This window comes from Mycobacterium sp., from assembly GCF_035274705.1.
Classification (GTDB): Bacteria; Actinomycetota; Actinomycetes; order Mycobacteriales; family Mycobacteriaceae; genus Mycobacterium.
Window position 1 is genome coordinate 1 of record NZ_DATENY010000133.1, and the last position, 11,446, is coordinate 11,446.

Consider the following 11,446-nt stretch of genomic DNA (forward strand, 5'->3'; position numbering starts at 1 on the left):
GGAGACATCGGATTGGCTGCGACCCTCGACAACGACCGCGGTGATAACCAGACGAGCCTTCGACATACCGCCGACGCTCGCCCCGCGAACCTATTCCGATGTTTTGCGACACCCTATGCGTATGTCCTGAAACACGACACCTCCGCCACCGCCAATTTCTTCCCCGGGTGCCTACTCGATGCCGTCAGCAATTGCTGACGGCATGTAGGTCACACCCGGCCGGCCAATGTGGCCGTCCCCACACCCGGAATGGTGCAGCTCACCCCCCGCGTTTACCGCCATAGCAAGTCAGTTAGATCACTGAACTAATCGCGGGTGGAGGGTCGGGAAATGGGCATCAACGAGCTAGCTGGCAGGGCGTTTTCACGCCGGCTTGTGGCGGGCGTCGGAACTGTCGCCGCCGCGGTGGCAAGTCTTCTGCTAACAGCCGCACCGCCTGCGTCAGCCGACGCATGTCCGGCAGTCGAGGTGGTATTCGCCCGCGGAACCGGTGAGCCGGTCGGGGTTGGGCGTGTGGGCCAGGGACTAGTTGATGCGCTGCGACCGCTGATCGGAAACAAGTCGATCGCCGTGGACGCTGTCGACTACCCGGCGTCCCACGACTTCCTGCGCGCAACGGACGGCGCGAACGATGCGAGCGTGCGGGTCCAGAACATCACCGCGACATGCCCGAACACGAAGATCGTGCTGGGCGGCTACTCGCAAGGAGCAGCCGTCGTCGATCTCGTCACTTCGGATGGGCAACCGCTATTCGGCTACGCCAACCCGATGCCGGCCGGCATGGCGAACCACATTGCAGCCGTAGCAGTCTTCGGCAACCCGGCCAATCGGATCGGCGGGCCGTCGCCCGTGGCGAACCCGCTGTACGCCGACAAGACAATCGATCTGTGCAACGGCGCCGACCCGGTGTGCTCACCCGGCGGCGACGTCGCGGCGCATCGCATCTATGTCGAAGCGGGACTCGCGGATCAGGCGGCGCACTTTATCGCCCAACGGCTTTCGGGGGGCGCCCCGCAAGCAAGCGCCGTCATCAGCTCCGCGAGTGCGACGGATCCGTCGGCGCTTCCGACGCCTTGACCAGCTTCACCTCCGGGCGGACCGGAACCTCATCGGCCAGAAACCACCGGAACGCCAAGTTGCCCTTCGGATAGTCGAGCGTCGTCAGCGAATTCGGGTGTGCAGTCATCCCGCGCGAGATGACGATCGTCACCGAGCCGTCGGCGTTGAGCACCGCGCTGTGACCGTTGATCGAGCTGCGGGCGTCGATGACGCTATGGGTGGCCATGAACTGGTTCCACACCACGAGATTCCAGAACCTGCATTTTGGCGGGCGGTGCGTGATGACAAGCGCCTCGTCGTCTTCGAGAACAAAGCTGCCGTACGAGTAGCAGGCATCGCGGGCCGACCATCCGAAGTTGGCATCGGGCACCTGGTACGGCTCAGCGAATTGGTTTGCGGCATGGGCGACTTCGTGCCCGAGCGCATGCTCGTCCTCGACCCGCGCCGCGACTGCGAGCGGCACGATCGCGAACATCGTGCGAAGCCAAGCCGCGCTGGCGCGTAACGCCTCCGCAGTCTCGGCGTCGCCGTGCCGGATCGGGTCAGGTTCGTCGAGTGCCTCGACGTGCCAGCTGACGGGCCGGCCGGTCAGCGGGTCGGCTTGGTAGTCACGGGTCATCAGCACCGCCGCGTCGGGCGTCGGCCCGAGCTCGAACGAGAAGTTGCCCGCCGCGTCGATGTCGAGATCGTCGTCGCGCACGATGGCCACGATCCTGTCGGACCATGCGCCCGGCGACGGCTCGTTGTAGGCAGTCACCGAGAAGTACACGCTGTCGCCGCGGTTTCCACTGATGCGGTAGCGCCGCTTCGGATCGACCGGGCAGAGGTGGTAGTAGGCGTCGGTGTTGTCGCCGCCCCATCGCCGGTCGCGCCTGAACGGCGTATTCACTTCGACGAACTGCGGCCGGCTCGGCTCGGAGAACAGGTAGGTGTCCAAGGCCACGCCCAGAGTGGTCGCGAGCATGCGGTAGCCGTCGGCGATCTGCCGGTCGTCGGTGACCGCGCGGTCGCCCTCGAGGAACGAGCGATCCAACGAGCCCAGGGTTTCGAGCAGCTCTCCCCACGCCGCGGTCGATTCGTGAGTCATGTGCTGATTCCTCTCGTGATCAGGGTGGCCGTGCGCTCGATCCAGGCCTCGTCGAGCGTCGTGCCGTGAGTCAGTAGCGCGAAGAGCGTGATGCCGGCGACGGCCTCGACCAGTTCGGCGGCCGTCGCGTCCGGCCGGGCCTGTCCCCGCGCGACCGCGGCGTCGAGGCGGTCCGTCAGGCCGCTCGACAAGATGTCGCTGAAGCGTTCCAACAGCGCCGAGTGCAATGTCAGGTCGGCGGCCATCTCGCCCACCAACCCGGGCAGCGCGGCCCGCGCAGGCGGAGTGGTCAGCACCGCCGCGCTGCGACGGACCATCTCGCGTACATCACTGGCCAGCGATCCGGTATCGGGCAGCTCGGTCGCCTCGCCGATCGGGAACACCGCCTCGTGCACGAGATGCGCCTTGCTCGGCCAGCGCCGGTAGATCGCGGGCTTGCTCGTGGCCGCGCGCCGGGCGATTGCGTCGACCGACAGCGCGGCATATCCCGTCTGCCCGAGCAACTCGACCGTCGCGCGCAGCACCGCGCCGTCGATGCGTGGATCCCGAGGACGTCCAATCTCTACCGTCATTACGTAACTCACAGTAACATAAGTGGGTGTGACCGACGCCACAGCAGCATTTGTCCAGTTAGACGACCTCGCCGAGCCCCAATTCAGTCCGGAGGCTCAGCAGATCCGCGACATGATGGCCCTGATGGCGGCCGACTGTCCGCTCGACCCGGACGCCCTTCACGCCAAGGCCACAGCCGATACCGGGCTCGACGATTTCGGTCCTGACGACTATCGCGAGCGCCTCGACGTCTACCTGGCCGCGCTGCACGAGATCGCAGACATGCACGCGCCTGGAATCGTCAATTTCCACTCGCAACTGGTGCAGATGCTGAAAAACCGCCTGCTGCTCACCGAGCTACTGAAGCAGCACCCCGAGATCCACGACATCGAGCTGTTGCCGCCGATCGTCATCGCAGGCCTGCCGCGGACAGGCACCACGCATCTGCACAACCTGCTCGCCGCGGCCCCGACATTTCGCACCCTGCCGTACTGGGAAAGCGCCGAGCCGTTCCCGCTGCCTTCCGAGGTGGGCATCGACCCGGACCCCCGGATGGCGCGGATGGATGTCGCCGTGCAGGTCATGGACATCGTCATGCCGCACTTCCGGCTCATGCACGAGATGACCACCGAACATGTCCACGAAGAAATCCAGCTGCTCGCAAATGACTTCTCGACGATGTTGTTCGAGACGCTGGCCCATGTGCCGCGGTGGACCGACTACTACCTGACCCACGATCAGACGCCGCACTACGAGCACCTCGCCACTCAACTCAAAGCACTGCAGTTCGTGCGCGGCGGCCGACGCTGGCTGCTCAAGTCGCCGCAGCACCTCGAGCAGCTGCCCGTGTTGGACCGCGTCTTTCCCGGCGTGGTCGTGGTCTGCACGCACCGCGACCCGGTTCCCGTGGTGCTGTCGATGCTCGCGATGATCACCTACTCCGCTCGGATGCATCGCGGCGAGGTCCCGGTGCAAGAGATCGCCGCCGCGTGGGTCGACCGGCTCGAACTGATGCTCAACGCGCTCGTCCGCGATCGCGGGGTGATCGGAGCGGAGCGATCAATCGACGTGCGCTTCGACGACTTCATGGCCGACGAGCCTGGTCTGGCCCAGCAGATCTACGACCTCGCCGGCGAACCATTGTCGGACGAAGCCCGCGCGTCGATGGCCGCGTATCTGGCCGGCCACCAGCGCGGGCGGCTCGGGCGGGTCGCGACGTCGGCCGAAATGTTCGGGCTCGACGAGGACGACCTGCACGCCCGGTTCGCACCGTACGTCGAGCGGTTCCTGGCCTAGCGGTAGTAGACGAAGCTGTAGTCGGCAGTCCACGCGCCGCCGATGCATGACAGCGGGACACCGTCCGGCGTCTGCGCGACGCCCGTGTCCTGGCCACAGGGCAGACGCAACGTGCGCACACCGACCATGGGCGCCGACGGCGCCCATGCGCTCTTCGAGCCGCAGTACAGCGTGTTGCCCGACGCGTCGACGCCGAAGATGTACCGGCTGGACGCCACGCAATGCTCGCCCTGCACGGCGGTGCGATCGAGATACGGCACACAGGCCGCCCCGTCGCAGTAACCCGGTGACGCCGACGCATTTCCCGTGGCTATCATCGGCGCCGCTAAGAACCCACACGCCAGTGCAACTGCAGCCATGAGTTTCATGGGCCCAAGCGTAGGTTTTCGCGCGCCGCGAGCGGTAGGGTTTCGCGACATGAAGCTGATCGTTGGTGCCCTGTTCGCAGGCCTCTTTTCGGCGGCGACGCTCGCTGCCCCGTCGGCAAACGCGGATGTGGTGGCCTATCTCGTCAACGTGCATGTGCGGCCCGGCTACAACTTCCCGAACGCCGAAGCTGCGATCGGCTACGGCGACAGCATCTGCGACCGGGTCGCGGCGAAGATGAGCTATTCGCAGCTCGTCGACCAGGTGAAGGCCGACTTCAACACCTCGGACTACTACCAGGGCGCCTACCTGATCAACCAGGCCGTCAACGAGTTGTGTCCCGCTCAGATCTGGCAGCTGCGCCAGTCAGCGGCCGGATTCACGTTGCCGGCCTGACGGTCATCCTTCACGACAACAGCGGCGCCCCTTTCGGGACGCCGCCGTCGCGTTGAACTAGAGGTACCTGACTACGGGCAGGTGACGTCGATCTCGAACGGCTTGTTCACTGGCTGCATGGGGTTGGCCATGTCGATGCCGGTCGCGGTGCCGCTGATCTTGTAGGTCTTGCCGTCCTTGGTGGCCTTGGCCTCGCCCTGGCCGGCGCCGGACTGGTAACCGAGCGTCACGCCATTGACATTGCCCAGGCCCACGGACTGCACATTAGAGCCGTCTTCGCTGACCACCGCGGCGATGCCTGTGGCCGCGTCGCCGATCGCGATGTTCATGTTTCCGCCCATCGCGCTGCACACGACGGTGCCCTTGACGCTCTGATCCTGGCCGTCGATCGTGACCTTGGTGCCGCCGCCGCTGGGCGCTGCGGTGGCACTCGCCGACGCAGTTCCCGATGCGCTGCTTGTTGCCGAGCTCGTACTCCCAGACTTCTTATCTGACGAACAGCCCGACAGACCGGCGATGACAATCGCCGCGCCGCCTACGGCGATCACAAAACCACGCTTCACCAGTGTTCTCCTTTTGTTTGTCGTGATCCGTCAAGATCGGCGGATCATCTCGGCCAGTATGGTTTGCCGCTGACCTGCGGACATGCGATTGGCCGAAAAATTTGCCTGCACACCACCTGGACGTTGGCTGTGGTTGACCGTGCGGACCGTGCGCATGGCCGAATTCCCTTACACACCAAGCGGCTTCGATACTGACGCGCCGGTCGTGGCCTAGCAGGACACCTTGATCGCAAACGTGCCCGATGCTCGGAAACTGGGGTTGGCGGTGTTGAATCCGTCGGCCGTTCCGTTGATGTCGTAGGTGCGGCCGGTCATCGTGACCTTCGCGTTGCCGCCAAGCCCGGCGTTGTAGCTCCCCGTGAAGCCGCCGACGTTGTTGATTCCGACGGCTTCGGTGGTCAGCTCGTCCTTGTTGGATATCAGCGCGGTGATGCCCGACGCCTGGTCACCGGTCGAGATCGTGGTCAGCGAGCCGGCCGGCATGCATTGCACCGCTTCGGTGGTGCCGATGTCCTGGCCGTTGACGGTGATCTTGGCGGTGCCGGCGACGAGTTCACCCTTTTGTAGCGCGGGCCCGTCCGGCTGCGAGGAGCAACCGGCGAGCGTCAGCATCGTCGCCGCGGCGACAGTCCATCGAATGTTCACAGTGCAGAATCTACGACGTGGACGAGTCGTTGTTCAGCGTTGACGCGGAATTGCCCGGACGGCTCGGCCGCGCCGGCGTGATCCGAACCCCGCACGGTGATATCCACACGCCGGCGTTCATCGCCGTGGGAACCCAGGCCTCCGTCAAAGCCGTCCTGCCGGAGACGATGAAAGAGCTTGGTGCGCAAGCAATTCTGGCCAACGCCTACCACCTGTACCTGCAACCCGGCCCCGACATCGTGGAGGAGGCAGGGGGGCTGGGCGCGTTCATGAACTGGCCGGGCGTGACATTCACCGACAGCGGCGGATTTCAGGTGCTGTCGCTGGGCGCGGGCTTTCGCAAGGTGCTGGCGATGGACACCGAACGCGTCCAGGCCGACGACATCATCGCCGAGGGCAAGGAACGGCTTGCCCACGTCGACGACGACGGGGTGACGTTCAGGTCGCATCTGGACGGGTCGATCCATCGCTTCACACCCGAAGTGTCGATCGGTATCCAGCACAAGCTCGGCGCGGACATCATCTTCGCGTTCGACGAACTGACGACGCTGGTGAACACCCGCGGCTACCAGGAAGCGTCGGTGCAGCGCACCCACGATTGGGCGGTGCGGTGCCTGGTGGAGCACCGCCGGCTCACGGCGGCTCATCCGGAGAAGCCGCCGCAGGCGCTGTTCGGTGTGGTGCAGGGTGCGCAATACGAGGATCTGCGCAGGCAGGCCGCGCGCGGGCTGACGACGATCGTCGGCGAAGACGGGCGTGGTTTCGACGGGTATGGCATCGGCGGGGCGCTGGAGAAACAGAACCTCGCCACCATCGTCGGCTGGGTGGCCAGCGAGCTGCCCGCCGACAAACCGCGCCACCTGCTGGGCATCAGCGAACCCGACGACCTGTTCGACGCCGTCGCGGCCGGCGCCGACACCTTCGACTGCGTGTCGCCGTCGCGCGTCGCACGCAACGCCGCGGTGTATTCGACGACCGGTCGCTTCAACATCACCAACGCCCGCTACCGGCGCGACTTCACCCCGATCGACGCGGACTGCGACTGCTACACGTGCGCGCACTACACCCGCGCTTACCTGCACCATCTGTTCAAGGCCAAGGAGATCCTGTCGGCCACGCTGTGCACCATCCACAATGAGCGTTTCGTCATCAGGCTCGTCGACGAGATTCGCGCATCGATCAGGGTTGGCGAGTTCGACGAGCTGCGTGCAGACGTTTTGGGCCGCTATTACTCAACGCGTGCACAATAAGTAGATGACGACCACTGCGGAATCGCAGACGCTTCTGCTTGAACTGCTCGATCCGGCCAACCGAGCCGATCCCTATCCGGCGTACGAGCAGATCCGTGAGCATGGACCACTGCAACTGCCCGACATGAACCTGACGGTGTTCTCGTCATACGCCGACTGCGACGATGTGCTTCGGCATCCGTCGTCGGCCAGCGACCGGCTCAAATCGACCGCCGCGCAGCGCGAGATCGCCGCCGGTGCGCAGCCCCGTCGTTTCGGCCCGCCCGGGTTCTTGTTCCTCGATCCGCCGGACCACACGCGGCTGCGCAGGCTGGTCAGCAAAGCGTTCGTGCCGAAGGTCGTCAAGGCGCTGGAATCCGACATCAATGCGTTGGTCGATTCGCTGCTTGATGAGGTGGCCGCGGCCGGACGTTTCGAGGTGATCGCCGATCTGGCCTACCCGTTGCCGGTGGCGGTCATCTGCCGGCTGCTCGGCGTGCCGCTCGAAGACGAGCCGAAGTTCAGCCACGCGTCAGCGCTGCTCGCCCAGGCGTTGGATCCGGTCGTGACGTTCACCGGTGAGGCGCACGACACCGTCGACGAGATTGTCGAGGCCGGCCTCTGGCTGCGCGGCTACCTGCGTGAGCTCATCGCACGTCGACGCAGCGAGCCCGGCGAGGACCTGATGTCCGGGCTGATCCACGTCGAGGAGTCGGGGGATCAGCTGACGGAGGAAGAGATCATCGCCACGTGCAACCTGCTCTTGATTGCCGGACACGAGACGACGGTGAACCTGATCGCCAACGCGATCCTGGCGATGCTGCGTGAACCGTCGCAGTGGAAGTCGCTCGCGGCCTCACCGCAGCGCGTATCGGCGGTGGTCGAGGAGACACTGCGCTTTGACCCACCGGTGCAATTGATGGGGCGAATTGCCGCCGACGACATGGCAATTGGCGGGGTCACGGTGCCCAAAGGCGACGTGATGATGCTCTTGCTCGCAGCGGCGCACCATGACCCGTTGGCGTTCGACCGTCCCGGCGAGTTCGACCCCGACCGCGACAACATCCGTCATCTGGGCTTCGGCAAGGGCCCGCATTTCTGCCTCGGCGCACCGCTGGCCCGGCTGGAGGCTGCCGTCGCGCTGACGAAAGTGACTGCCCGCTTCCCGCACGCTCGACTGGCCGGCGAACCGGTCTACAAGCCGAACCTGACCTTGCGCGGAATGGCGTCGCTGGAGGTGTCGGTTTAGCGGGTAATGCCCGCGGACTCTAGAGGCTCACTTCGGTCAGCACTCTGGCCGTCGGCGTGCCGGCCAACGCAGGCGAGTTCTCGGGCGACGCCCAAATGACATCGGTGAGAAACGTACGGAAATTGCTTGCCGCGTCGACGGTTTCGAACCGTAAATTGACGACGATGTAGTTGGGATCGTCCGGTGGCTGGAACACCTCGGCCTGTTGCACGCCCGCCTGCTCGCGCGCCGGTGCGAACTTCTTGAACGTTTCGAGCCACGAACTCAAATCGCTGATCTCGTGCTCGATGTGCAGAATCGGCATGGCTCAGTGTGAACCGCGTATACGGTCTAGCGCATGCGAATCCTGCTAGTCGGGGCCGGTGGTGTGGGGTCGGCGTTCTGCTCCATCGCCGCGCGTAGGGAATTCTTCGATCAGATCGTGGTCTGCGACTACGACGAAAGACGCGCCCTGCAGGCAGCGGATGCGGTAGGCGATTCGCGGTTCACCGCGGCCCAGGTCGACGCCACATCCGCTGACGCGGTGGCCGAACTGGTTCGCCGACACGACATCACGCACGTCATGAATGCAGTCGATCCGCGATTCGTGATGCCGATCTTCGACGGAGCCTTGGCCGGTGGGGCGGACTACCTCGATATGGCGATGAGCCTGTCGCAGCGTCATGCCGAGAATCCGTACAGTCAGACCGGAGTCAAACTCGGCGACGAGCAGTTCGCCGACGAAGAACAGTGGCGTGCGGCCGGACGCCTCGCGCTCGTGGGCATCGGCGTCGAGCCGGGGCTGTCGGACGTATTCGCGCGTTACGCCGCCGACCATCTGTTCTCCGACATCGACGAGTTGGGTACCCGTGACGGATCGAACCTGACCGTCGAGGGCTACGAGTTCGCACCGTCGTTTTCCATCTGGACCACCATCGAGGAGTGCCTGAACCCGCCGGTGATCTGGGAGTCGGACCGCGGCTGGTTCACCACCGAACCATTCTCGGAGCCAGAGGTTTTCGACTTTCCCGGCGGCATCGGTCCGGTCGAGTGCGTCAACGTCGAGCACGAGGAAGTGCTGTTGATGCCGCGCTGGGTGAAGTGTAAACGGGCCACCTTCAAGTACGGCCTCGGTGCCGAGTTCATCGACGTGCTCAAGACGCTGCACAAGTTGGGACTGGACCGCATCGAGAAGGTGAAAGTCGGTGGCGTCGAGGTCAGTCCGCGTGACGTGGTGGCCGCGTGCCTGCCCAACCCCGCCACGCTCGGACCGAAGATGCGCGGGAAGACCTGCGCCGGGCTGTGGGTGACGGGTACCGGCAAGGACGGCAATCCGCGGTCGACCTACCTATACCACGTCGTCGACAACGAATGGTCGATGTCCGAATACGGTCACCAATGCGTCGTCTGGCAGACGGCAATCAATCCCGTTGTGGCGCTGGAGCTTCTGGCCAACGGGACGTGGAGCGGAAGCGGCGTGCTCGGCCCCGAGGCGTTCGACTCGGTGCCGTTCCTCGAGCTGCTCACGACGTACGGCTCACCGTGGGGCCAGAAAGAGCTTCGGGCTTAGTCGGGAACGTATATCCACGGGCGCCGCGGCAGCGCCGCCGGATCGAACTGTGCCAGTAGCTCGTTCATGTTCGACGAAGGCCAGCCCAGCGACTCGGCGATCTCCGCGACGGCCCGCTGCACTCCGATCTCGGCGAGTGTCACGACTCCGTCGCGCTTGGCCAGCCGGGCCCCGTCCTCGTTGAGCACCAACGCGACGTGCGCGTACGTCGGCTCCGGATAGCCCAATAGCTTGGCCAGGTACGCCTGCCGCGGAGACGACGGCAGCAGATCGTCACCGCGCACCACCTGGTCGATCCCTTGGACCGCGTCGTCGACAACCACGGCAAGGTTGTAAGCGGCCACACCATCACCGCGACGGACGACGAAGTCGTCGACGATGCCGGTGTATTCGCCGTGCAGCAGGTCGTGGACGGTGTACACGATGTCGTCGGTGCGCAGCCGCAGTGCGGGCGGGCGCCCGGTCTCGCGGCGGCGTATTTCCCGCTCGGCCGTGCTCAGATCGCGGCAGGTGCCCGGATATGCGCCCTGCGGCGCATGCGGTGCCCGCGGTGCTTGCGCGATATCCCTTCTGCTGCAGAAGCATTCGTACAACAAGCCATGGCTGGCCAGCTCGTCGACGACGCCGTCGTAGCGCTCGGGATGCTCGGACTGCCACTCTGCCGGCTCATCCCACGTCAGGCCGATCGCCGCGAGGTCGTCGAGCTGGCGGTCGGCGATATCGGTGTGGGTGCGGTCGTCGAGATCCTCGACCCGCATCAGGAAACGGCGGCCGGTCGAGCGGGCGAACAGCCACGCCAGCACGGCCGTACGCAGGTTGCCGATGTGCAGATCAGCCGACGGGCTGGGAGCAAACCTGCCGGCGTTCACGTTCGCAATCTAGCTAATCGCGCTCCCACGGAGCCGTTTCGCCCATCTTCTTGTAGTACTTGGAGAGGTGGCTCTTGATACGGTCGACGTCGTCCTTCGGCAGGTCGATGCCGCCGCGGGCACCGTCCATGATGGCGCCAGCCGCCATCACACCGCGCGGTACGACTTGTAGCTTGTCGTCGATGACATCGGCGATCAACAGCTTGTATGCGGTGGAGTTGTCCTTCTAGTCGCTGTCGTACCAGACGTGCGCGTCGCGGTACTTCTCGTTCGGTTCGTCCTGCGCGTGAGCCCACTCGCGGACCCGTTTCTCGGCGGCGTCGCCGTCCCAACCGCGGTCCCTATCAGCGAGTGGCAGGTCTTGAAATGCTGTTACGGACATACCGGAGGCGTGCCCGCATCCCGGCCGTGCTAAACCGCGAGGACCGCCTCGAACTCCGTGCAGAACCAGTCGACATCGGCGGAGGAGAACACCAGCGGCGGGCGGATTTTCAGCACATTGCCATCGTGTCCACAGACAGAAATCAGCACGTGCCGTTCGCGCAGCGCGTTGACGAGTCTGCGGGCGCCGGCACGGTCAGGCGTC

At 65.1% G+C, this 11,446-nt stretch carries 13 protein-coding genes and 2 pseudogenes; 6 read left to right on the top strand and 9 right to left on the bottom strand.

Annotated features, from left to right (window positions below; all coding sequences use genetic code 11):
* The first annotated feature begins 330 nt into the window (after positions 1–330).
* Complete coding sequence (locus VJV41_RS27320; RefSeq protein WP_325339119.1) at positions 331–1,077, top strand: cutinase family protein; 747 nt, start codon at positions 331–333, stop codon at positions 1,075–1,077.
* Here VJV41_RS27320 and VJV41_RS27325 read toward each other — a convergent pair.
* Both VJV41_RS27325 and VJV41_RS27330 read right to left on the bottom strand, forming a co-directional pair.
* Positions 1,031–2,146, bottom strand: a complete 1,116-nt coding sequence (locus VJV41_RS27325) for a DUF1214 domain-containing protein (protein WP_325339121.1) — start codon at positions 2,144–2,146, stop codon at positions 1,031–1,033. The genes VJV41_RS27320 and VJV41_RS27325 overlap by 47 nt on opposite strands.
* Positions 2,143–2,718: a TetR/AcrR family transcriptional regulator gene (locus tag VJV41_RS27330; protein WP_325339123.1), complete on the bottom strand. Its 576-nt coding sequence runs from the start codon at positions 2,716–2,718 to the stop codon at positions 2,143–2,145. The genes VJV41_RS27325 and VJV41_RS27330 overlap by 4 nt, the downstream gene beginning before the upstream one ends.
* A 112-nt stretch (positions 2,719–2,830) precedes the next feature.
* On the opposite strand from VJV41_RS27330, the gene VJV41_RS27335 reads away from it, so the two are divergent.
* Positions 2,831–3,994 carry a sulfotransferase family protein gene (locus VJV41_RS27335; protein WP_414685069.1) on the top strand — a complete coding sequence of 388 codons (1,164 nt, stop codon included), beginning with the start codon at positions 2,831–2,833 and terminating at the stop codon, positions 3,992–3,994.
* Here the strand turns inward: VJV41_RS27335 and VJV41_RS27340 are convergent.
* Positions 3,991–4,362 (bottom strand): hypothetical protein, encoded by a 372-nt coding sequence (locus VJV41_RS27340; protein ID WP_325339127.1) that lies wholly within the window; start codon positions 4,360–4,362, stop codon positions 3,991–3,993. The genes VJV41_RS27335 and VJV41_RS27340 overlap by 4 nt on opposite strands.
* Before the next feature lie 49 nt (positions 4,363–4,411).
* On the opposite strand from VJV41_RS27340, the gene VJV41_RS27345 reads away from it, so the two are divergent.
* Positions 4,412–4,756 carry a DUF732 domain-containing protein gene (locus VJV41_RS27345; RefSeq protein WP_325339129.1) on the top strand — a complete coding sequence of 115 codons (345 nt, stop codon included), beginning with the start codon at positions 4,412–4,414 and terminating at the stop codon, positions 4,754–4,756.
* 71 nt (positions 4,757–4,827) lie between these two features.
* On the opposite strand, the gene VJV41_RS27350 is transcribed toward VJV41_RS27345, so the two are convergent.
* Together VJV41_RS27350 and VJV41_RS27355 are read right to left on the bottom strand one after the other, a co-directional pair.
* Positions 4,828–5,319, bottom strand: a complete 492-nt coding sequence (locus VJV41_RS27350; RefSeq protein ID WP_325339131.1) for a lipoprotein LpqH — start codon at positions 5,317–5,319, stop codon at positions 4,828–4,830.
* A gap of 210 nt (positions 5,320–5,529) precedes the next feature.
* Positions 5,530–5,964, bottom strand: a complete 435-nt coding sequence (locus tag VJV41_RS27355; RefSeq protein ID WP_325339133.1) for a lipoprotein LpqH — start codon at positions 5,962–5,964, stop codon at positions 5,530–5,532.
* Between the two features lie 8 nt (positions 5,965–5,972).
* Here VJV41_RS27355 and tgt point away from each other — a divergent pair, with 8 nt between their 5' ends.
* Positions 5,973–7,214, top strand: a complete 1,242-nt coding sequence (tgt, locus tag VJV41_RS27360) for a tRNA guanosine(34) transglycosylase Tgt (RefSeq protein WP_414685070.1) — start codon at positions 5,973–5,975, stop codon at positions 7,212–7,214.
* Positions 7,215–7,218: 4 nt separating this feature from the next.
* On the top strand, positions 7,219–8,442 hold the full coding sequence (locus VJV41_RS27365; RefSeq protein WP_325339136.1) for a cytochrome P450: 1,224 nt from the start codon (positions 7,219–7,221) through the stop codon (positions 8,440–8,442).
* A gap of 19 nt (positions 8,443–8,461) precedes the next feature.
* Here the strand turns inward: VJV41_RS27365 and VJV41_RS27370 are convergent, their stop codons facing one another.
* Complete coding sequence (locus VJV41_RS27370) at positions 8,462–8,746, bottom strand: hypothetical protein (RefSeq protein WP_325339138.1); 285 nt, start codon at positions 8,744–8,746, stop codon at positions 8,462–8,464.
* A gap of 33 nt (positions 8,747–8,779) precedes the next feature.
* On the opposite strand from VJV41_RS27370, the gene VJV41_RS27375 reads away from it, so the two are divergent.
* The gene (locus VJV41_RS27375; RefSeq protein WP_325339140.1) at positions 8,780–9,991 is read left to right on the top strand and encodes a saccharopine dehydrogenase family protein; all 1,212 of its coding nucleotides are present in this window, start codon (positions 8,780–8,782) and stop codon (positions 9,989–9,991) included.
* Here the strand turns inward: VJV41_RS27375 and gluQRS are convergent.
* The 3 genes and pseudogenes from gluQRS to VJV41_RS27390 all read right to left on the bottom strand — a co-directional run.
* Positions 9,988–10,860, bottom strand: a complete 873-nt coding sequence (gene gluQRS / locus VJV41_RS27380; RefSeq protein WP_414685068.1) for a tRNA glutamyl-Q(34) synthetase GluQRS — start codon at positions 10,858–10,860, stop codon at positions 9,988–9,990. The two genes, VJV41_RS27375 and gluQRS, sit on opposite strands and share 4 nt — an antisense overlap.
* 13 nt (positions 10,861–10,873) lie before the next feature.
* A pseudogene (locus tag VJV41_RS27385) lies at positions 10,874–11,242 on the bottom strand (hypothetical protein).
* A 29-nt stretch (positions 11,243–11,271) separates the two neighbouring features.
* A pseudogene (locus tag VJV41_RS27390) lies at positions 11,272–11,446 on the bottom strand (aspartate aminotransferase family protein); the annotation flags it as partial.